We start from the raw sequence: 21,290 nt of genomic DNA, 5'->3' as shown, positions 1-21,290 counted from the left end.
TGTCATGACAGAGATGCCGAAGCATCCTCTACGTCCCCGCGAAACCGACAACGCTATCCACGCCGCCAGCCTGATGAATGGCTCCCACGAACCCGTCTATTGCGGCGTTTCCTCCTTCATGCGCCGCCGTCTCACGCGCAATCTTGCCGGAGTTGATGTCGCCGTTTGGGGCATTCCCTTCGACGCGGCCGTTTCGAACCGCCCGGGCGCTCGTTTCGGACCACAGGCGGTGCGCCGCGCCTCGGCCATTCTCGAAGGCGATCCACAGTATCCTTTCCGCGCCGATCCGTTCGAACGTCTGGCCGTGGTCGACTATGGCGACTGCTCGCTCGACTACGGACGTCATGGCGATGCTCCGGCTCAAATCGAGGGTCAGGCGCGCGAGGTCATCGATCAAGGCGCGAAGCTGCTCTCCATCGGCGGCGATCATTACGTCACGTGGCCGCTGCTGAAAGCGCACGCAAAGAAGTACGGCCCCATGGCCCTTGTTCAGTTCGATGCCCATCAGGACACGTGGTTCGATGAGAACGAGCGCATCGATCATGGCTCATTCGTCGCGCGCGCCGTACGCGAAGGCATCATCCTGCCGGACCGCTCGATCCAGATCGGCATCCGCACCCATGCGCCGGAGACGTGCGGTCTCGAGATCGTCTACGGCGAGGACATTCCCGACCTGGGTATCCAGGGCGTGGTCGACCGCATCAAGACGCGTGTCGGCGACGCGAAGACCTACCTGACGTTCGACATCGACTGTCTCGACCCGGCCTTTGCTCCGGGTACGGGCACGCCGGTAGCGGGCGGCCTCACATCCCGGGAGGCACTCATGATCCTGCGCCGTCTGGGCTCGCTCGACATCGTCGGCGCGGACGTCGTCGAGGTCGCACCCGCCTATGACCACGCCGACATTACGGCCATCGCCGGCGCGGCCGTCCTGCAGCACTACCTTGGCCTACTGGCGGAAAGGTTGATCTAGCCCAAGGCCTCCTCCGTAGGAAAAGACGTTGCCCTGAATGTCGCGCCCCCCGGGAAACCCCCGGGGGTTCCATTTGGGCATCAACTGTCCATATGCCCCGCAGGCCCCAAGCCTACGCAGGAGATACATGCTCATGAGCGATAAGCTTTTTTCCCCACTGACCATCGGCACCCTGACGCTGCCAAACCGCATCGTCATGGCCCCGCTGACGCGCAACCGCGCAGCCCCGGGCGAGGTGCCGCAGGCCCTCAACGTGGAGTACTACGCCCAGCGCGCAAGCGCCGGGCTGATCATCACGGAAGGCACACAGGTCTCCCCCGAAGGACAAGGCTATCTCGCCACCCCCGGCATCTACAGCCCCGAGCAAGTGGCCGGCTGGAAGAAGATCACCGAAGCCGTGCACGCCAAGAGCGGACGCATCTTTGCCCAGCTCTGGCATGTGGGCCGCGTCTCACACACATCCCTGCAACCGAATGGACAGCAGCCGGTTGCCCCCTCGGCCATTACGGCAAAAACAAAAGTCTTCACTAAGACAGGCTTCACGGACGCGTCCGCGCCCCGCGCACTCGAAACATCCGAGATCGCCCGAATCGTCGAGGATTTCCGCTTGGCCGCAGAGAACGCAAAGGCCGCGGGCTTCGACGGCGTCGAATTGCACGGCGCCAACGGCTATCTCATCGACCAATTCCTTCGCGACGGCCCCAACAAGCGCACCGACAAATACGGTGGCAGTATCGAGAACCGCACCCGCTTCCTCGCAGAGGTCCTCTCAGCCCTCACCTCTGTATTCCCAGCCACCCGCGTCGGCGTGCGCTTCAGCCCGTTCTCGAAATTTGGCGACATATCGGACAGCAATCCGATGGCCACCTTCTCAGCCGCCATCGAGCGCGCGAACGACGCCGGCCTGGGCTACGTGCACCTGATTGAAGGCGACACGGGCGAAACGCGCGACGTCCCTGCGGGCGCGGATCTCGCCCAGCTCCGCAAGCTCGTCAAAGGCGTTTACTTGGCGAACAACATCTATGACCGCGAAACGGCCATCCGCGCGGTCGATTCCGGCGCAGCCGACCTGGTCGCCTTCGGCCGTCTCTTTATTGCCAACCCGGATCTGGTCGAGCGCCTGAGGCGCAATGCGCCGCTCAACCAACCTCAGCCCGCCACGTTTTATGGCGGCGGTGCCGAGGGTTACATCGACTATCCAAGCCTAGACAAAGCTGCCGCCTGACGTTCCGAAACCCGCCCTCACCGGCGGGTTTCTTTTTGTTGAATATTTAGAACCAATGCGGTTCTTTTTTACGGTATTGGTTCAACAAAGAAGCGATGACATCTTCCTTTCAACAGCGACGGGCTTCCGCCGCAGATTGGGAGATAGACCATGATCACAATCCGCAAGAGCAAGGAGCGCGGCGCCAGCAACTTCGGCTGGCTCGACAGCAAGCACACGTTCTCCTTCGGCCACTACTACGATCCGAAGAACATGGGCTTCGGCGCCCTGCGCGTTATCAACGAGGACGTTGTCTCCGGCGGTGCCGGCTTCGGCACGCATCCGCACGACAACATGGAGATCATCTCCTACGTGCTCGAAGGCGGCCTCGCCCACAAGGACAGCCTCGGCACCGGCTCGGTCATCCGCCCCGGCGACGTACAGCGCATGTCGGCCGGCACCGGCATCGCCCACAGCGAGTTCAACGCTTCGAAGGACGCCCGGGTCCACTTCCTTCAGATCTGGGTCCTGCCGAATGAGCGCGGCTTGACGCCGAGCTACGAGCAGAAGTCCTTCCCGGCCGAGACCCGCAAGGGCCGACTGCAACTCGTCGGTGCCCGTGACGGACGCGACGGCGCCGTCACGATCCACCAGGACGTCGACCTCTTCGTCGCCAATCTCGATAAGGGCGACAAAGTCAGCCACGCCCTTCGCCCGCGCCGCAAAGCCTGGGTGCAGGTCACCCGCGGCGAGGTCACCGTCAACGGCAACATCGTCAGCCAAGGCGACGGCGCCGCGCTCACGGACGAAAAGGACGTGACGATCGCCGCCAACGACAACGCCGAAGTCCTCGTCTTCGACCTCGGCGCCTGACCCGAACAAGCGGATCGCACTCCGTGCGGTCCGCCTTTCAACCCAACCCACCACACGTCAACTCAACAAACACAACGGAAGCGAAAAGCCATGACCAAGGTTCTTGTTCTCTACTATTCGAGCTACGGACACATCGAGCGCATGGCCGGGGCCGTTGCGGAAGGCGCACGCGAAGCCGGCGCCGAAGCCGTCGTCAAGCGCGTGCCGGAGCTGGTGCCGCGAGAAGTCGCCGAGAAGAACGGTTTCAAGCTCGATCAGGCCGCCCCCTTCGCGACCATCGACGAGCTTCCCGATTTTGACGCCATCATCATCGGCACGCCCACCCGCTTCGGCAACATGGCCGCCCAGATGAAGAACTTCCTCGACCAGACGGGCGGCCTCTGGTTCCAGGGCAAGCTCATCGGCAAGGTCGGCTCGGTGTTCACCTCGAGCAACACCCAGCATGGCGGTCAGGAGAGCACGATCCTCGCGACGCACAACGTGCTTCTCCACCAGGGCATGGTGATCGCTGGCCTTCCCTACTCGTTCCAGGGCCAAATGATCGGCACAGAGATCAGCGGCGGCTCGCCCTACGGCGCCTCGACCATCGCCGGTCCCGACGGATCACGTCAGCCGAGCGAAAACGAGCTGGCCGGAGCCCGCTTCCAGGGCAGGCACGTCGCGGGCATCGCCGCGAAGCTTGCACGCTAGTCACGCCATACATGTCGCCGGGACACCTCTCGTTCCGGCGACATTGTGCGCCCCTCGGGAGGCGAATCGGCAAAGCAAGCGCGCCAGAAGCCCTGCGGCCTTATTCGGCATATTAGGGCCGCCCCCCTCCAGGCGAGTTGCGCCAGGGAGGGTGGGGTGAAATGGGGCCTCTGACGCCGCCGCATTTTATGCGGGGCCGCGCGGAAGAGCTATCGGCCGTCTCCCACCGTCACACCCCCGCAGAAACCGCGGGATGAGCAACCCAACGCGCCGGTTCGGGCCTGAGAATCGCGTTAGCGTCCCGGACAAGCCGACAAATGCGCCGCTCCGCCTGGAGTTGCCCCCCGGGATTATCTGATGCCGCCTGCCGCTCTGCGGAAATCCAACCTGCTCGCTCCGCTTGCGCCCGCGCCGAGCCTCGCCGAGGCTCAGAACGTGCTCGAGGAGGTATTCGGCTATACGAGTTTCCGGTCTCATCAAGCCGGCATCATCGAGACCCTGATCAGCGGCGGAGACGTGCTCGCGCTCATGCCGACCGGCGGCGGCAAGTCGCTCTGCTACCAGGTCCCTGCCCTCGTCCGCCATGGAACAGGCGTCGTCGTCTCGCCGCTCATCGCCCTCATGCAGGATCAAGTCGATGCGCTGAAGGAAGCAGGCGTCCGCGCCGCATTCCTCAACTCGACCCAGGACCGCAACGAGCAGGACGTCATCGAACGCCGCCTTGTCACGGGCGACCTGGACTTGCTCTACGTTGCACCCGAACGCCTCGTGCAGGACCGCACGTTGCGCCTGCTGGACCGCGCGCAGATCGCGCTGTTCGCCATCGACGAAGCGCACTGCGTCTCCCAATGGGGCCACGATTTCCGCCCCGAGTATCGCCAGCTGAAAGTGCTCGCCGAGCGCTTCCCGCGTACACCCCGCATTGCACTAACGGCGACCGCCGACGACCGGACACGCGAAGAAATCGCGACCGAGCTTCGGCTGGAGAACGCCCAGCGCTTCGTCGCGAGCTTCGACCGCCCCAACATCCGCTACACCATCGCCGAAATGGGCTCCATGAGCGCACGTGAGCGCTTGTGGAACTTCATCGCGGCCGAGCATCCGAACGACGCCGGCATCGTCTATTGTCTCTCGCGCAAGTCGGTCGAGGAAACAGCGGAATGGCTCGTCCGCAAGGGCCGCAATGCCCTCGCTTACCACGCAGGCCTCGACCCCGAAATCCGCCGCGCCGCGCAGGAGCGCTTCCTGAAGGAAGAGGCGGTGATCATGGTCGCGACCGTCGCCTTCGGCATGGGCATCGACAAGCCCGACGTCCGCTTCGTCGCCCATCTCAATCTGCCGCGCTCCATGGAGGCGTACTACCAGGAAACCGGACGCGCGGGCCGTGACGGCGAGGCCGCCAATGCTTGGCTCGCCTACGGTATGCAGGACATCATCCAGCAGACTCAATGGATCGCGCAAAGCGAAGGATCGGAGCTTTTCAAGCGCACCCAGCGCCAGAAGCTCGACGCGCTCGTCGGCCTTTGCGAAGCCGTGAGCTGCCGGCGTCAGCTCATGCTCGCCTACTTCAGCGAGACGAAGAGCGAGCCGTGCGGCAACTGTGACAACTGCCTTGACCCGCCCAAGACCGTCGACGGCACCGTGCTCGCCCAGATGGCGCTCTCCGCGGCCTATCGCACGGGCCAGCGCTTCGGTGTCGGCTACCTGATCGACGTACTCCAGGCCAAGGACGGCGAGCGCGCCTGCCGCAACGGACACGACCGCCTCTCGGTCTGGGGCATCGGCAAGGACACGGATCCGACCGTCTGGCGAAGCCTGTTCCGGCAGCTCACCGCGTTGGGCTATCTGATGTCCGACGACGAAGGACACGGCACCGTTCAGCTCGCGGAAAAGGCACGCCCGCTTCTGCGCGGCGAGGAACGCTTCATGCTTCGCCTTGCGCCGCCCAAGGAAAAAGGCCGCAAGACGAAAGGCGCGTCGTCAGCCGCGAGCAAAGTCTCCGCCGCCGACCGCCCGCTTTACGACGCACTCCGCGAGCTCCGCCTCAGCCTCGCCACCGACGCAAAGCTGCCGCCCTATGTCATCTGCCACGACAAGACACTTGTGGAGCTCGCCAGCCAGCGGCCCAAGGACGAATCTGGGCTGCATGGCATCACCGGCCTCGGCGCGAGCAAGATCAAGCGATACGGCAAAGCCTTCCTCGAAACCGTGGCGCGATTTGCGCCGAACCCCGCCCTAAACAACCGCCTCTCGCCGACAGTCAACCAAACCCTGGCGCTGCACCTCGCGGGCCGCAAGGCCGACGATATTGCCGCCGAGCGACGCCTTGACGTCGGCACCGTCTACACCCACTTCGCGGAGGCGATCGAAGCGGGCATTCTCGCCTCCCAGGATGTGCTCGATCTCGACCCATCGGACGTGGACGAGATCCTAGCCGTATTCGAGCGCCTTGGAACGCTCGACTCCGGCAAACTCGGCCCGGCCCACGCCGCCCTCGACGGCCGCTTCGACTATGGCGTCCTGAAATGCCTTTTGGCTGAGCTGGCTTAGCGACCCAAGACCGCCGGGGCCTCGCTTTTCCACCGATCGATGCTATAGACCCCGGCAAAGCGACTTTCTGAGCAGGATCATGAGCAACGACGACTTGGCGGTAACGCCGGACGCCCAGGACGCGGCTTCCGCACCCGCCGCCCCAAAACCGGCTGGCGGCACCCCGCCGAAATTCGCCGACGAGATCGCCCGGCGGCGCACGTTTGCGATCATTTCGCATCCCGACGCCGGTAAAACGACGCTGACCGAAAAGCTGCTGCTCTTCGGTGGCGCGATCCAGCTCGCCGGACAGGTGAAGGCCAAGAAGGACGGCCGCGCGACCCGCTCGGACTGGATGGCCATCGAAAAGGCGCGCGGCATCTCCGTCGCAACGTCGGTCATGACGTTCGAATACGGCGGCGCCGTCTTCAACCTGCTCGACACACCGGGCCACGAGGATTTCTCGGACGACACCTATCGCACGCTGACCGCGGTCGACTCCGCGATCATGGTGATCGACGCCGCACGCGGCATCGAGACCCGAACGCGCAAGCTGTTCGAGATCTGCCGCCTGCGCGATATCCCGATCGTCACCTTCATCAACAAGCTCGACCGCGAAGCCCGCGAGCCGCTGGACCTGCTCGACGAGATCGAAAAGACGCTCGCGCTCGAAACGGCACCCATGGTCTGGCCCATCGGCCAAGGCCGCGAGTTCCGCGGCACCTACGATCTTTACCAGCCGCGCGTGCGCCGCCTCGATGAGAACTTCGACGGCCAGCCCATCTCCGGCCCCGACGATCCGCTCTTCTCGGAGATCATGGAGCCTGACGCCTACCAGCGTTGGCGCGAAGAGATCGATCTCGTCGCCGAAGCGTGCGGCAAGTTCGATTTGGAGAAGTTCCAGCACGGCGCGTTGACGCCCGTGTACTTCGGCTCCGCGTTGAAGAACTTCGGCGTCCGCGACGTGCTCGACGCACTCAAGACCTACGCCCCGCCGCCGCGCACGCAACACGCGGCGACGCGCGAGATCAAGGCGACCGAGACCGCCATGACCGGCATCATCTTCAAGATCCAGGCAAACATGGATCCCAACCACCGCGACCGCATCGCCTTCATGCGCGTCTGCTCCGGCAAGCTGTCGCGCGGCATGAAGGTGAAGCATGTGCGCTCGGGCAAGAGCATGGCGCTGACGGCGCCGCAGTTCTTCTTCGCGCAGGATCGCTCCATCGCCGAGGAAGCCTTCGCAGGCGACGTGGTCGGCATCCCGAACCGCGGCACGCTGCGCATCGGCGATGCGCTGACGGAAGGCGAGGACATCACGTTCCTCGGCATTCCGAGCTTTGCCCCAGAAATCCTGCGCCGCATCCGCCTCGAAGACGCTATCAAGGCCAAGAAACTCAAGGACGCCATCCGAGAGATGGCCGAGGAAGGCGTCGTCCAGGTCTTCAGCCCGATCGACGGCACTCAGCCCGTTGTCGGCGTCATCGGCGCACTCCAGCTCGACGTGCTTGCCGACCGGCTCGTACACGAATACGGATTGAAGACGGATTTCGACCCGGCCCCGTGCGATGCCGTGCGCTGGATCCGCTCGAAGGACCCGGTTGCCTTGAAGCGGTTCATCGAGAGCAACCGTTCGTCAATCGCGACCGATCTCGATGGCGACCACGTCTACCTTCCGGCCTCGATTTTCACGCTGAACTACAACGCCGGGCGCAACCCGGAGATCGAGTTCCTGGAAATCAAGACCTAGAGCGTGTTCATGCGATCAGAGCATCCTACGCCGGGAACGACACCGGCGTTTGGGCGGGCTCTGGCGATGAAATCATCACGCCGCCAAGTTGCTCAGCCTCGATCTTGCGTCCGAGATCGGCCAGCCAAACCGCAACCTGATCGTAATCCCGGTCGAGCGTGAACGCATGAGTTGGCTGGAAGTCTTCGGCCTGGCTGATCGCACGCACGACGATTTTCCGGAACGCCGGCACGTCGAAATAGCTCGTATGCACGAGCTCCTTCCAGGATAGATAGTTCGAGATCAGGCCCTGCTTGGTATCTTCGCCCTCGGCGAACGCGAGCGTGCTGATTGCATTCCGGAACTTCGCAATCGACTCCGCAGCCATCGCATTGCTGTGCGCGGAAATCCTGTTGCTCACTTCGTCCGGCAACAAGCACGTAACGGGCTCGAGCCAGGAGGGCCCATAATCCGCCCCCACGACGACCTCGCCTTCCGTGTCATTGCCGAATGTGGAGCGTTTGACTTCCGCCAGCGTCAGATAGTTGAGCGCGATGCTGAGATACTTGCTGATGAAAGCCGCGAGATACTCGATCACGGCGAGCACGCCAAGCGCCAGAAGCGCAAACACAAGCGGCACAAACACGATCGGCAGCAGGAGCCGAACGATGCCGCCCGCGCGGCCGCCAAGGTAGGTATCGTCGACGACAGCGCTTGAAAGCTCGTCGGTCACGACGTGGAACAGCAACTTGCTGTTGAGGGCGTAGTCGTGACCACCGCCGCACAACTGTCCGCCTTCGCAGGGCTTGCCATCCTTCTGCAGAAACCGGCGCTTGAAGCGCTGTGCGCGCTCGACATCCGCGAACTCCGGCAACATCTGCTCGATCTGACGCCGTTTCTCACGCAACTGCTGCCGCAGATCCTCGGCGCCACGCCGTGCGTCTTCCGCGGCCGTCGGATTGAGCGTGTTCGTCTCGCTCTGCTCCCGCATCTGCCGCATACGCTGGCCAAGACTGAAAAGCTCCTCGCGCGCCTTGGTGGCAGCGCTATCCTCTTCGACGAACTCCTGCACATCGTAGACTTTCGTCTGCAGGAAGTTCGAAATGCCGAGCATGACCGAGGGCGACGTGACGACGAACAAATAGGCCAGCGGCAGCGCAAGGACGGACGCTTTGGTCAGGGTCGACGCGGCAAAGTTCTTCTCGAAGAAGTGAAGCTGGACTTTCGGCAGGAAGCGCAAACCCTGCACCGCCTCATCGTCCTTGTGGCAGAGCGGCAGCCACTTGTCGCCATAGTACTGCTGCGCGCGCTGGACAGCACCCTTGCTGTATCCCTTGAGTTCTTTGCCGTCGAAATAACGGAAGACGAGATAAAAGAACGCCATGGGAAGGCTCATCATGAGCCCCGAGAAAAGCAGTCCCGTATAGTAGCGCTCACTTCGCGAGCGGAACCCGTTCCCGAACAACTCGCCCGCGACATAGAACAGGAACATCATCAGCAGCATGAGCGACGCGACAAACAGCACTTTGCGCGTCAGCGTGAGCCGCGAGAACAGAAACCGCTCCTTCCGCATCCCCACGAAAGGTGTGCCGACCGTAACCCAGCGCTTGAGATGCGTCAGCGGCCGCCGCTGCGCCACACTCTCGATCAGCGCGGAGGAAATAACCGATCCGCCATGGCTATGACCGACGACGCAGTATGGCTCGCCCCGTGCATCCAGAGTGCGCAAGGCCTTGAGAAGTGCAGAACCTGCACTCCGCCGATCGACCTCGCTGTTGAGCGAGCTCCAAGTGAAGGGGATGACCTCCAAAGGCTGCCCGTCCGCCCCTTCGACCATATTCTTGAGGTCGGCTTCGAACGTACTGCCCTGCTGCCACCACTGGGCTTCACCCTGCTCTCCGATATTGAGAGCGTCTGCCGTTCCCGCTGAATGCGCAAACGTGCCATGGACAGTGACAACGGTGGCCACGTGAATCTCCCCCTAGCCGACTTGGTCGGGAACCCCGGAGTTAGTGCTCAATAAGATACAATGTGGACTGAAGCTGGGCAAAGCCGGCCCGAACCGCCCTTCTACCCGCAAACGCTATCCGCTTTGTGATGGCCCCCGCCAATCATCAGCGCGATGCGTCTGCTCTCGCGTTCGATCCCCTAACAGCAAGCAACAGGTTGGATTCGTTCGGTCGCCACCGGTACCCGACGCCGAAGTCCAACGGCTCCGCGCGACCCTTCGCGAACATGTCCCGCATCTTCGGTTGATAAGTTCCGGGAAACAGGCCGAGCGGGTTCATGTAGCGGCCGAATGCCGACAGCTGCCATTCCTTTTCATCGAAGAAACGCACCGGAATGCCGGAGTCGTCCTGCACGAGCGTGGACGTGTTCTCGAGAAGAAACGCGCGAACCATCGAGAAGTGGTCCTTATGCATCAGGTAGGACGCACTCTTCACGAAGCCGTCGCCCTGCCCGAGCCCCTTGCAGAAGGCAAGGAAGCCGCTCGTCTTGAGACCGCCATCCGAGAGGTCCGTGTTGAAATAGTAGAGCGTTTGCACCAGCCCGCCCGATGCCGAAGTAAACTCGATCTTCGCGCCGGGGCTCGCCCCCTTGGCGATTGGGCCATTAAGCGGCGTCACTGATCCGTCCGCATTGAGGGAAACCAGCGTCGTATCGCGAATGGTCTTTCCGCTGCGCGCGAGGAACGTGTAGAGGATCGGCAGCGTACCAGTGAGCCGTCCGTTGCGCAGCTCCGTCTTCATCTTCTTGGTGATGAAGAAGCTGTAGCTCAGCACCGAGTTGAGAGAGTTTTGCAGCCCTCTCAGCTCCGATCCGAGGGACTTCGGCGGAAGCGCCATGAGATCCGGAACGCTTCCGACCGGCTCCAGACCTGACAGCACATAGGTCGAAGCCCCCTCGAAGAACGCGTCCGCATAGAGGAAGTCCGGACCGCTGAACATGTAGAACAGCACCGGCTTGCGATCCGGAATGTGTTTTGCCGACCAGGTCCTGATCTTGCCGAGCTGGCGTTGATTCAAATGTTCCCAGGAGGAATCGAAATACTTCGCGTGAGATTGCCACGCAGCGTTCTGCGTCACCGTATCGAGCGGAGAGCCTGCCGAAGGTTTGAGACCGGCCAACACGCGCGCTGTATCATCGGCCGTTGCAGTGCCCTGAGCCACAGCCGACACCGGCACAATCATCAGCAGCGCCGCAAGAAATGCCCAAACAAATTTCATATGACCGATCATCCTTTGGCCTGAAGTGCTTCGCCCCGCGCCAGATCCCGCTTGGACAGGAAAAACAACACGAGCCCGGACGCCATAAGGCCGAGGCTCGCGAGAGACTGCAGAGGCCGTTCTGAAAAGAGGTAGTACATCATGAACCCGGTCACGCCGAGAAACAGCAGCGGTGTCACCGGATACGCCCAAACCTTGTAGGGCCGCGAAAGATCGGGCTGCGTCTGGCGCAGCACGATGACGCCGAGAACGGCGAGGAACGAGCACAGCGTCAGGCTGAACTGAATGAAATCGAGCACGGCCTCGAAGCTCTGTGTCAGCAAAAGAAGCGTCACGACACCGAGCTGCAACGCCAGCGCCGCCGTTGGCACGCCGTTGCGCGATCTCTGCGAGAACACGCCGAGCAGAGGGAAATCCTCGCCCATGGCGACCGTCACGCGCGGTCCGATCCACATCATCGCACTGATGGCCGACACGAGGCCGACGCAGATCAGGGCCGCAACGACACGCCCTCCTGTCGCGCCGAAAATGTGCTCGCCGGCGATTTGCGCGACATTGAGCTGGCCGGCCATGGCGGAAATCGGAGTCGTGTAGAGGAACACGGCGTTGAGCAGCACGTAGAGCGTCATGACGAGTAACGTCGCGACGAACATTGCCCGCGGCAGGCTGTGCGCGGGATCCCTCACGTCGCCCGCGATGTAGGTCGCCGCGTTCCAGCCCGAGTAAGAATACATTACGAACACGAGGCTGACCGCGAATGGCGCGCTTGCGATGTACGCGAGGTCACCCGGCTGCGGCAGGAATGAGATGGGCTGCGGCTCGCTGATCGAAAAGCCGGCCACGATGAAGGCAACGATCAGCAGCACCTTTATGACTGTCGAGACATTCTGCAGCGTCGTGCCATGGCGTACGCCGGAGAAGTGTACGAGCGATACGCCCCACGCGACCGCAAGACCGAGCAGGAGCGGTGGCGCGCCCGGCATCACGCCCGCGAAATATTCGCCGAACGCCATTGCCGCGAGCGCGACCGGGGCCGCAAAGCCGACGGTCGCCGAAACCCATCCGGCCATGAAGCCGAGCGCTGGATGATAGATGCGCGACAGAAAGTTGTATTCACCGCCCGATCGCGGAAACGCGACCGCGAGCTCCGCATAGGCAAGCGCGCCGGCCAGAGCCGTCAAACCGCCGACGATCCAAAGCGCCAGGATCGCAAAACCGGACGGAATGCTCGCAACCTGGAAACCGAGGCTCGTAAACACGCCGATGCCGATCATGTCGGCGACGGCGATCGCCGTGGCGGTCGAGCTTGAAACCATCCGCTTGTCCGCAACCTCTCGGCCAACGGCCGTCGTGGCCACGGGAGCTGATGATGTCATGTGAAAACCTGTAAAATCCCCAGGGATTCACACCCTAAGAGGGTGGACCCTAATCAACAAGCTGAAGCCAGAAATGAGCTAAACACGTGGCAAATTTGCACCGTGGGCATGCAATCTGCCGACCAACCTTTGTCCCAGATGTCGACACGATTGAGGACTATGGCCTTCGGGACAGTCATCAAGGGTCGTGAAACCATTCCCAGCTTACGGTGATTGGTCGAGGCCGGCCTTCAAGGCCGGCGCACGGATTGTAAGGGCCACAGGCCCGTTAGATAGTCGAAACAGCGGCGGAACGTGATGGGGTCTTTGGCCGCCTCGATGAGCGCAAGACTGGGGCTCACCTTGACCGCATGCCTAATTTTTGGGCTGTCGGCAGCCGCGACCGCTTGGGCAAAAGCGAGATCCCCGTCCGACGAGAAAACTCTGTCCGTTCCGCAGCCCCAGCAGGTCCAATCGCGGTCCGGCCCAGTCAAGCAGCCAAAAACCGCCCTCGTCCCATTCCAGACGGCGCCCTTCCCCTACCGCGGCGCCTTGCCCGGATCCGACAAGCCGTTCCTCGACATCAACGACAATGGACGGCGCGGCCACACCACCCCATTTGGGCGGCAATACTGGGAAGACGAAACGTACAGCGACAATCGTGTGCTGTTGCATATCCCCAAAGGCTTCGACGTCCGCCGTCCGGCCGTGATGATCGTGTTCTTTCATGGCCACGGCGCAACACTTGAGCGCGACGTCCTACACCGTCAGCGGGTCGCTGACCAAATCTCGAACTCCGGCGCCAATGCCGTGCTGATCGCTCCCCAATTCGCAGTCGACGCCAGCGATTCAAGCGCCGGACGCTTCTGGGAACCGGGCGGGTTCGGCCGATTTATGGGCGAAGCCGCCGATGCGCTGGCAAAGCTTCACGGCGACCGCCGCAGCGTCCGCACGTTCGCATCCGCACCTGTGATCTTCGTCGCCTACAGCGGCGGATACCTCGCGGCCGCGTCCTGCGCCACCAAAGGCGGACTGAACAAGCGGCTTCGCGGCATCGTTCTCCTCGATGCGCTCTACGGAGAACTCGGCAAGTTTGCATCGTGGATCGAGAACGATCCCTCGGCGTTCTTCGTCAGCGCCTACCTCGGATCGACCCGCGAGAAGAACTCGCAGTTGGCCGAGATCCTCACCCGGCGTGAAATTGGCTACGCAACCGAGCTTGACCGGCCGCTGCATCAGGGCGACGTTACAATCCTTTCCGGGGGCCAGGACGTCAGCCATCGCAGCTTCGTCACCCAGGCTTGGGTCGACAATCCCATCGAGGATGTGCTCCGCCGCCTTCCCGGCTATCGCCGGTAGCAAATACAGTCACCCTGCAACATCTGGCGCCCCGCTCGTCATTTGCCGCCAGGCTAACGAACAAAATACAGCGAACCCGCGCTTGCGCTTAAGGCGGCCTTAACGGCTGCCCATTCATTCTACTGAATGATGTTCCTATAGGCGTCCGGGTCAGCTGCACAGGTAACACTGGCATCAGGCACGGGCGCAGGTTGACTCGCACAAGGAGAAAACTCCGTGTTTGCCAAGCGCCGCCAGGGCGAGACACAAGATCAGGTCGTAGCCCAGACGACCGCACACTCCGACACCTCCGAGCGCAAGCTCGTCGAGGCACTAGAAGCCCTCGTCCGCAGCAAGCTGACGTCCAGCGTCCCGCTCGACGGCGCCCTGGGTGACGCACTCACCCGTTTGGTGAAGCTGGTCAAATCGGCCAGCACGAACCAGATGATGCTCGCCAGCAATCTTGGCAAGGAAGCCACCGAGGCTGCCGTCAACATCGGCTGGCTGTCGCACGACTTCAGCGAGGTGGCCCAATCGACGGTCTCGATTTCGAGCGCGGTCGAGCAAATGGGGGCATCCATCGCCGAGCTGTCGACGGTCTCCGCCGGTAGCGCCACGCAGACCGAGAATGCGCGCGATACGATGCGCAGCTGCATCAATGACAGCCGCGCCGCCGTCGAGGCCATGAACAACATCCAGAGCCAGTCGAGCAAGATCGGCGAGCAGGTGACGGTACTGCAGAGCGCCGTCGACCAAATCGGCGAAATGGCAACCAGCATCGACTCGATCGCCCGTCAGACCAATCTGCTCGCGCTCAACGCAACGATCGAGGCCGCACGTGCCGGCGAAGCAGGCCGCGGCTTTGCCGTCGTTGCCGCCGAGGTCAAGACGCTTTCTGTCGAGACCGGCAAGGCCACTCAGGAAATCCGTTCACGCGTCGAAGCCCTGACCCGCGAGATGCGCGAGATTCGGCACGCCGTGGCGGACAGCCTGAAATCGGTCACGTCCGGTAGCGCCGTCGTGACCCAGGTCGGTACCATCATCGAAAGCATGGGCGACGAAGTCGCCGAGGTTGCAGAGAAGATCCGCGGCCTCTCCAACGTGCTCGAGCAGCAGCGCGCCGCCACGACCGAGATCACACAGAACGTCGTCCGCATCTCCGAAAAGGCCGTTAAGAGCAAGGACGAGGTGCAGAAGATCGGCAAGCGTCTCGAGGATTGCGAAGGCATCCTTCGCAAAGCGTTCGAGAGAGCCGACTTGCCGATCCGCGCTCCGGCCCTGATCCGCGTCGGATCGGAAGCTCTCTCCTGGAAGCGTCAGCTCGCTCAGATCCTGCTCGGCCAGATCCCGCTTCCCGCAGGTGCTCTGCTGCTCCCGCAAGCCGGCGTCATGGCCGAGGCCGAGGAAATCTGCCGGGTAACTGGCAGCGGCTCGGCCCTCGCCGCCGATCTTTCGACCGCACTCGCAAACACCCAGACGCAGGGCTCGAAGGTCATCGAAGAAGTACGCAACCGCAATTGGGGCGCCGCGACCCCGGCCTACATCGCCTGTGACGAAGCCATCGGCCAGGCCCACCAGGCCATCGCCAAGCTGCTCGAAAAGGCCGCTCAAGCCTAAGACACGCACGCGACACGGACAGAAATCGGGCGCACCCCTCCCCCCTGGGAGCGCCCGATTTTTTGTGTCTAGAGCACGTCGCGCAGCCGGTAGTAAAGCATCCCCAGCGCGAGCAGTTGATTGCCGAGAAACTGCCCGACGGGAAGCCGGACGTGGCGGATCTTCTCGAAGAGATCGAACCGTTCCATCGTGCCCGCAATCGCCTCGGCCACGACATCACCTGCGATATGCGTCGCGTTCACGCCATGCCCGCAGTAGCCCTGCATATAGTAGACGTTTGGCTCGCGCCGTCCGATCGCCGGTACGCGCGTGAGGACAATGTCGATCTTGCCGCCCCACGCATAGTCGAGGCGCACGTCCTTCAGTTGAGGAAACACCTCCTCCAGCCTCGGACGCAGCGTCTCACGGATGTCGCGCGGATCGCGGTTTGAATAGTTGCAGCGGCCGCCGAATAGCATCCGCCGATCGGCCGACAAGCGGAAATAGTCAAGCACGACGTTGCTGTCCGCGACCGCGAGATCCTGCGGGCTCACCTCCTGCGCGACGCGCTCCGAAAGCGGCTCGGTGGCAATGATATAGCTGCCCGTGGGAAACAGCAGCCCTCGCAGCGGGCCGGTCTGGAAGGACGGGTCCGAATAGCCAGCCAGCACAATCGCATTCGCTTCGACGCGTCCGTGTTCGGTCGCCACGAACGGCTTTGCTCCGCCGCTCACCGTCGTTACGGGCGACTCTTCGAAGATCTTGACCCCGAGGCCGGCAGCCGCGCGCGCTTCCCCCAGCGCCAGGTTGAGCGGATGCAGGTGACCGCTCCGCCGGTCGATCATCGCACCGTGATAGCTTCGGGAACCAATGACGCGGCCCATGTCGGCCGCCTCAACGACCTCCAGCCCATCGCCGTCCCCCGCCGCCTGGCGCTCCGCGACGTAGGATCGGAGCCCATCCATATGACGCGGCCGGGCAGCGACTTCCATCCAGCCGTGCTTTAGGTCGCAACGGATCTGATGGCGCTCGATACGCTTCTCGATGATGTCATGTCCGAGGTAGCGGATATCCTTGAGCAACTTGCGTCCGGCTTCTCCAAGCTGACCCTCGATGCGGTGCTCCCCGCTGATGCCGGCAATCATCTGCCCGCCATTGCGGCCCGACGCGCCCCAGCCGATGCGATTGGCTTCCAGAACCACGACCTGATAGCCCCGCTCGACAAGACTGAGCGCCGTCGAGATACCGGAAAAGCCACCACCGACGACGCAAACGTCGGTTTTGATCGTCCCTTTCAGGGCCGGGTACCGCGTATCGTCGTTTGCCGTGGCGGCGTAATAGGAGTTGATGTGAGTTGCTGGCATGTCCGTCATCTAGGCTCGGATCGCCGAAGATGCGAGCGCAAGGCACATCCCGGCGAACTTTGGTGTCGATCTAGGCAGCACCCGCATCCACCGCTTTTGTCTCGCGCTCTTGTCTCTCGCTTGCGCGCTTCGTCGTGTAGGATGCAACGAGAACGCCAACCGTCACGAACGCGATCATGATCGTCGAAATGGCATTGATCTCGGGCGTTACCCCGAGCCGCACCTGGCTGTAGATCTTCATCGGCAACGTCGTGGCGCCCGGTCCGGTTGCGAAGCTCGCGATCACAAGGTCGTCGAGCGACAGCGTGAACGAGAGCAGCCAGGCGGAAATCACGGACGGCGCAATGATTGGCAGCGTCACCTGCAGGAATGTCTGCAGTGGCGGGGCGCCCAGGTCCATGGCCGCTTCCTCTACCGACTTGTCAAAATCGTAGAGACGCGCCTGCACGACGACAGCCGCGAAGCACATGGAAAATGTCGCGTGCGCGATCACCACCGTCCAGAAGCCGCGGTCCAGGTTCATGGCCACGAACAACAGCAGCAGCGACAGGCCAGTGATCACCTCAGGCATCACGAGCGGCGCGAAGATCATCCCCGAGAACAGCGTACGCCCCGGAAAGCGCCCCATGCGAACGAGCACAATGGCCGCAAGCGTGCCGAGAATAGTCGCGAGCGTCGACGAAACGATCGCAACTCTCAGAGTTACCCACGCCGCCGACAGGATGCTCTCGTTTTCGAGCAGGCTCGCATACCACTTGGTCGACCAGCCTCCCCATACCGTGACCAGCTTCGACTCGTTGAAGCTGTAGATCACCAGCAACAGGATCGGGATGTAGAGGAACGCAAACCCGAGTGCGATCGACGTCGCGTTGAACCAGCTGAAGCGTCTCATCGCGCGGCCTCCCGCTGCTTCTCCTGATTGCGCTGGAAGAGCACAATGGGCACCACGAGCACCAGCAACAGGATGACGGCCACCGCCGAGGACACCGGCCAGTCACGGTTGTTGAAGAACTCGTTCCAGAGCGTCTTGCCGATCATCAGGGTGTCGGAGCCGCCAAGGAGATCCGGAATGACGAACTCGCCCGTCGCCGGAATGAACACGAGGAAACAGCCTGCGAGCACGCCGGGAATGGAAAGCGGGAACGTCACCTGCCAGAACGATTTCCAGGGCGGCGATCCGAGGTCGGCGGCGGCTTCGAGGAGCGCCGGATTGATCTTCTCGAGGCTCGCGTAGAGCGGCAGGATCATGAACGGCAAATACGAGTAAACGATGCCGATGTAGACGGCCGTTGTCGTGTTGAGGATCGTCAACGGCTCGTTGATAAGCCCGAGGTTCATCAGGAAGAGATTGAGCAGACCTTCCTTCTTGAGGATGCCGATCCACGCGTAGACGCGAATGAGAAACGAGGTCCAGAACGGCAAAATGACCAGCATCACCAGCGTCGGCTGCCATTCCTTCGGCGCCCGCGCCATGCCGTAAGCAATCGGATAGGCAACGAGCAGCGTCAAAAATGTCGAGATCCCCGCAATCTTGAGCGCCGAAAGATAGGCATTCACGTAAAGCGGATCTTCGAAAATGAACGTGTAGTTCTCGAAGTCGAGCTGCGACAGGTAGTTTCCTATGTCCGACAGTCCGGTAAACAGCGGCACATACGGCGGAATGGCCGTCGCGATATCCGACAGCGAGATTTTGAAGACGATGAAGAACGGAATGAGGAAGAAGACCAGGAGCCACAGATAGGGCACCAAGATCACGAGCCAGCGGCGCATCGGAACCTCCTTACCACTAGCGGGTGAGCACGATGCCCGTCTCGGGCGGCCACTCGAGCCAAACGTTATCTTCCCAGTTGATCGTGCGCTCGACCGTGCGCGCCGAGTTTGCCCGCAGCGCTTTCACGCGCTGACCGTTCGCAAGCTCCACGTGATAGTGCGAGATCGAGCCCAGGTAACCGACGTCGACGACTTTGCCCGGCAAGGCGTTGTTGCCTTCCGAAGGTTTATCGAGCGTGATCCGGATCTTCTCCGGCCTCAGCGAAAGCCACACCTGCTGGTCACCCGCGCAACCTTCCGGCGCCACGGACTTGAAGCGTGCGAGCCCGGGGCCCCAGTCGATCTCCGCGAAGCCGCCTTCGATTTTGACGACCTTCCCCTCAAACAGGTTCACGTCGCCAATGAAGTTCGCCACATATCGGGAGTTTGGGGCCTCGTAGATATCGCCCGGCGTCGCCACCTGCCTGAACTCGCCATGATCCATGACGGCAATGCGCGACGACACCGTCATCGCCTCTTCCTGGTCGTGCGTGACGATGATGAAGGTCGTGCCCGTCGTTTCCTGAATGCGCATCAGCTCGAACTGCGCCTGCTGCCGGAGGCGCTTGTCGAGCGCGCCAAGCGGCTCGTCGAGCAGCACGATGCGGGGCTTTTTTGCAATGGCCCGCGCAAGCGCTACGCGCTGCTGCTGACCGCCGGAAAGTTGATGGGGCTTGCGCTTGCCGAACTTCCCGAGTTCCAGCATCGCCATCGTCTCCTCGACGCGTTTGGCGATCTGATCCTTCGGCATTCCGTCCTGCTTGAGACCGAAACCGATATTCTGTTCAACGGTCATGTGTGGGAAAAGCGCGTACGACTGGAACATCATATTCACCGGCCGTTCGTACGGCGCCAGTTCCGTGATGTCCTGCCCCGCGACGAGAATGCGTCCACTAGTCGGCTTCTCGAAGCCCGCGAGCATGCGAAGCAGCGTGGTCTTTCCGCAGCCCGACGGCCCGAGCAGGGCAAAGAATTCGCGCTCGTAGATGTCGAGCGTGCAATCCTTGACGGCGGTGAAATCGCCGAACCGCTTCACCACATTCTCGAAGCGCACGATGGGAGACTTGGACGGGTCTTTCCAAGGCGCGAAACCTGACTGGGGTGCTGCCGTCCGCAGTGGCGCTCTCTGCTGAGCGGAGGGTGGCGACGTGCCGAGCGTTGCAGCCTCACTCATGATCCGATCCTCGGTTGTCGATGGGGAACATTGAGAGCCCCTGCCCTGGAAGAAAAACCGCGCCAGGGAAGCATCCCGGGCGCGGCTGGTGGTGCGTTACTGTCCCGTGACGAGTTTGGTCCACGCCCGGGTGATCATCCGTTGCGATTTCGCGTCGTAGGCCGTTTTCACGAACAGCCGATTGAGCGTGTCGGCATCGGGATAGATCGACGGATCACTTTTGACGCCCTCGTCGAGGAACTCCTGAGAAGCAAGATTGCCGTTGGCGTAGTTCACGTAGTTCGAGGCCTTGGCGATCACTTCAGGCTTCGTCAGATAGTTGAGGAACGCATAGGCTTCCTCGACATGTTTGGCGTCGGCCGGAATAGCCATCTGGTCGAACCACATCTGCGCGCCTTCTTTTGGCAGCGAGAGCCCGATAGTCTGGCCGTTCTTCGCTTCTTCGGCCCGATCACGCGCCTGCAGAATGTCACCGGAATAGCCGATAGCGAGACAGATGTCGCCGTTAGCGAGTGCGTTGATATATTCCGACGAATGGAATTTCTGGATGTTCGGACGGACCTTCTCCAGGAGATCCGTTGCCTTCTTAATGTCGTCCGGATTGGTGCTGTTCGGATCGAGACCCAGATAGTTCAGAACCGCCGGTAGAACGTCATCCGGCGCATCGAGCACATGGATGCCACAATCCTTGAACTTCGAGATGATCTCCGGCTTGAAGAAGATGTCCCAGGAGTTGAGCGGAGCATCGGGCATGCGCTCCTTGATCTTGGCCTCGTTGTAGCCGATCGCCGTCGTGCCCCACATGTAATTGACGGAGTAGTCATTGCCGGGATCGTAGATGGCCGTGCGCTTCGAGATCTCGGGCCACATGTTCTTGAGGTTCGGCAACTTCGACTTGTCGAGCTTCTGGAACACGCCGGCGCCGATCTGGCGCGAGAGGAAGGGACCTGTCGGAACGACGATGTCGTAACCAGTGCCGCCTGCAAGCAACTTCGTCTCGAGCACCTCATTGCTGTCGAAGACGTCGTAGACGACCTTGATGCCCGTCTCTTTCGTGAAGTCGGTGAGGATTTCCTCGTCGATGTAGTCCGACCAGTTGTAGACCCGGACCTCACGATCAGCGGCAGACACCGCCCCACCCGCCAGCATCAATGCCAGCGCCACGGAGCCAGCCACCGGCCCGCGCATACCACCAAGTTTGATCATTCAAAGACCTCCTAAGGGAGCCTGAGCACGGACAACGGAAGGCCGCGTGCCCGAAATACGGCCTGACGTGCCCATTGTGATCACATTAATCGCGCGCTACAAGTCTTTCCTTGAGGCAAGTCGCGCGTTCGTCGGTGTGCGCCGGTTTTGGGCACCGCCGCACTGCAATAGAGCAGTCGCAATGTCATGGGAGTGAGCGCAAGGTGACGAGCACAACTTCCCA

The 21,290-nt window shown here is 62.1% G+C and carries 16 protein-coding genes; 8 read left to right on the top strand and 8 right to left on the bottom strand.

Translation table 11 applies throughout. From position 1 onward, the window contains the following. Positions 1 to 4: 4 nt before the first annotated feature. From speB to VHO05_RS16250, 6 genes are all read left to right on the top strand, one after another. On the top strand, positions 5 to 973 hold the full coding sequence (gene speB / locus VHO05_RS16275; protein ID WP_329647666.1) for an agmatinase: 969 nt from the start codon (positions 5 to 7) through the stop codon (positions 971 to 973). Positions 974 to 1,106: 133 nt separating this feature from the next. Beyond that, complete coding sequence (locus VHO05_RS16270) at positions 1,107 to 2,198, top strand: alkene reductase (RefSeq protein WP_329647665.1); 1,092 nt, start codon at positions 1,107 to 1,109, stop codon at positions 2,196 to 2,198. A 150-nt stretch (positions 2,199 to 2,348) separates the two neighbouring features. Further along, the gene (locus tag VHO05_RS16265) at positions 2,349 to 3,050 is read left to right on the top strand and encodes a pirin family protein (protein WP_329647664.1); all 702 of its coding nucleotides are present in this window, start codon (positions 2,349 to 2,351) and stop codon (positions 3,048 to 3,050) included. 90 nt (positions 3,051 to 3,140) lie between these two features. Further along, complete coding sequence (gene wrbA, locus VHO05_RS16260; protein ID WP_329647663.1) at positions 3,141 to 3,740, top strand: NAD(P)H:quinone oxidoreductase; 600 nt, start codon at positions 3,141 to 3,143, stop codon at positions 3,738 to 3,740. Between the two features lie 357 nt (positions 3,741 to 4,097). Next, positions 4,098 to 6,290, top strand: a complete 2,193-nt coding sequence (gene recQ / locus VHO05_RS16255; protein WP_329647662.1) for a DNA helicase RecQ — start codon at positions 4,098 to 4,100, stop codon at positions 6,288 to 6,290. Positions 6,291 to 6,369: 79 nt separating this feature from the next. Continuing rightward, positions 6,370 to 8,019, top strand: coding sequence for a peptide chain release factor 3 (locus VHO05_RS16250; RefSeq protein WP_329647661.1), 1,650 nt, complete (start codon positions 6,370 to 6,372; stop codon positions 8,017 to 8,019). A 25-nt stretch (positions 8,020 to 8,044) separates the two neighbouring features. On the opposite strand, the gene VHO05_RS16245 is transcribed toward VHO05_RS16250, so the two are convergent. The 3 genes from VHO05_RS16245 to VHO05_RS16235 all read right to left on the bottom strand — a co-directional run bounded on the left by VHO05_RS16245 (position 8,045) and on the right by VHO05_RS16235 (position 12,601). After that, positions 8,045 to 9,967, bottom strand: a complete 1,923-nt coding sequence (locus tag VHO05_RS16245) for a hypothetical protein (protein WP_329647660.1) — start codon at positions 9,965 to 9,967, stop codon at positions 8,045 to 8,047. Positions 9,968 to 10,112: 145 nt separating this feature from the next. After that, the gene (locus VHO05_RS16240; RefSeq protein WP_329647659.1) at positions 10,113 to 11,225 is read right to left on the bottom strand and encodes a hypothetical protein; all 1,113 of its coding nucleotides are present in this window, start codon (positions 11,223 to 11,225) and stop codon (positions 10,113 to 10,115) included. 8 nt (positions 11,226 to 11,233) lie between these two features. Beyond that, a complete protein-coding gene (locus VHO05_RS16235; protein WP_414653788.1) occupies positions 11,234 to 12,601 on the bottom strand; it encodes an APC family permease in 1,368 nt (455 codons plus the stop codon). A 342-nt stretch (positions 12,602 to 12,943) separates the two neighbouring features. Here VHO05_RS16235 and VHO05_RS16230 point away from each other — a divergent pair, with 342 nt between their 5' ends. Together VHO05_RS16230 and VHO05_RS16225 are read left to right on the top strand one after the other, a co-directional pair. Beyond that, positions 12,944 to 13,939: an alpha/beta hydrolase gene (locus VHO05_RS16230; RefSeq protein ID WP_329647658.1), complete on the top strand. Its 996-nt coding sequence runs from the start codon at positions 12,944 to 12,946 to the stop codon at positions 13,937 to 13,939. A gap of 216 nt (positions 13,940 to 14,155) precedes the next feature. Continuing rightward, positions 14,156 to 15,535, top strand: a complete 1,380-nt coding sequence (locus VHO05_RS16225; RefSeq protein WP_329647657.1) for a methyl-accepting chemotaxis protein — start codon at positions 14,156 to 14,158, stop codon at positions 15,533 to 15,535. Between the two features lie 68 nt (positions 15,536 to 15,603). Here the strand turns inward: VHO05_RS16225 and VHO05_RS16220 are convergent, their stop codons facing one another. The 5 genes from VHO05_RS16220 to VHO05_RS16200 form a co-directional block, all read right to left on the bottom strand. Next, the gene (locus VHO05_RS16220) at positions 15,604 to 16,878 is read right to left on the bottom strand and encodes an FAD-binding oxidoreductase (RefSeq protein WP_329647656.1); all 1,275 of its coding nucleotides are present in this window, start codon (positions 16,876 to 16,878) and stop codon (positions 15,604 to 15,606) included. 70 nt (positions 16,879 to 16,948) lie between these two features. Then, the gene (locus tag VHO05_RS16215) at positions 16,949 to 17,770 is read right to left on the bottom strand and encodes an ABC transporter permease (protein WP_329647655.1); all 822 of its coding nucleotides are present in this window, start codon (positions 17,768 to 17,770) and stop codon (positions 16,949 to 16,951) included. Beyond that, a complete protein-coding gene (locus VHO05_RS16210) occupies positions 17,767 to 18,648 on the bottom strand; it encodes an ABC transporter permease subunit (protein ID WP_329647654.1) in 882 nt (293 codons plus the stop codon). The genes VHO05_RS16215 and VHO05_RS16210 overlap by 4 nt, the downstream gene beginning before the upstream one ends. A 16-nt stretch (positions 18,649 to 18,664) precedes the next feature. Continuing rightward, positions 18,665 to 19,861: an ABC transporter ATP-binding protein gene (locus VHO05_RS16205; protein WP_329647653.1), complete on the bottom strand. Its 1,197-nt coding sequence runs from the start codon at positions 19,859 to 19,861 to the stop codon at positions 18,665 to 18,667. A 96-nt stretch (positions 19,862 to 19,957) separates the two neighbouring features. Next, positions 19,958 to 21,067, bottom strand: coding sequence for a polyamine ABC transporter substrate-binding protein (locus tag VHO05_RS16200; RefSeq protein ID WP_414653787.1), 1,110 nt, complete (start codon positions 21,065 to 21,067; stop codon positions 19,958 to 19,960). Positions 21,068 to 21,290: the final 223 nt, after the last annotated feature.

The organism is Hyphomicrobium sp. (genome assembly GCF_036262015.1).
Lineage (GTDB): Bacteria > Pseudomonadota > Alphaproteobacteria > Rhizobiales > Hyphomicrobiaceae > Hyphomicrobium_C.
Note: the sequence above shows the minus strand (reverse complement) of the source record. Positions and strands in the feature narration are given on the sequence as shown.

Bases quoted from the DNA above. Each gene is read 5' to 3' on its own strand.
- speB (WP_329647666.1), top strand. From the start codon at position 5: ATGACAGAGATGCCGAAGCATCCTCTACGTCCCCGCGAAACCGACAAC.
- VHO05_RS16270 (WP_329647665.1), top strand. From the start codon at position 1,107: ATGAGCGATAAGCTTTTTTCCCCACTGACCATCGGCACCCTGACGCTG.
- VHO05_RS16265 (WP_329647664.1), top strand. From the start codon at position 2,349: ATGATCACAATCCGCAAGAGCAAGGAGCGCGGCGCCAGCAACTTCGGC.
- wrbA (WP_329647663.1), top strand. From the start codon at position 3,141: ATGACCAAGGTTCTTGTTCTCTACTATTCGAGCTACGGACACATCGAG.
- recQ (WP_329647662.1), top strand. From the start codon at position 4,098: ATGCCGCCTGCCGCTCTGCGGAAATCCAACCTGCTCGCTCCGCTTGCG.
- VHO05_RS16250 (WP_329647661.1), top strand. From the start codon at position 6,370: ATGAGCAACGACGACTTGGCGGTAACGCCGGACGCCCAGGACGCGGCT.
- VHO05_RS16240 (WP_329647659.1), bottom strand. From the start codon at position 11,225: ATGAAATTTGTTTGGGCATTTCTTGCGGCGCTGCTGATGATTGTGCCG.
- VHO05_RS16235 (WP_414653788.1), bottom strand. From the start codon at position 12,601: ATGACATCATCAGCTCCCGTGGCCACGACGGCCGTTGGCCGAGAGGTT.
- VHO05_RS16220 (WP_329647656.1), bottom strand. From the start codon at position 16,878: ATGCCAGCAACTCACATCAACTCCTATTACGCCGCCACGGCAAACGAC.
- VHO05_RS16215 (WP_329647655.1), bottom strand. From the start codon at position 17,770: ATGAGACGCTTCAGCTGGTTCAACGCGACGTCGATCGCACTCGGGTTT.
- VHO05_RS16210 (WP_329647654.1), bottom strand. From the start codon at position 18,648: ATGCGCCGCTGGCTCGTGATCTTGGTGCCCTATCTGTGGCTCCTGGTC.
- VHO05_RS16205 (WP_329647653.1), bottom strand. From the start codon at position 19,861: ATGAGTGAGGCTGCAACGCTCGGCACGTCGCCACCCTCCGCTCAGCAG.
- VHO05_RS16200 (WP_414653787.1), bottom strand. From the start codon at position 21,067: ATGATCAAACTTGGTGGTATGCGCGGGCCGGTGGCTGGCTCCGTGGCG.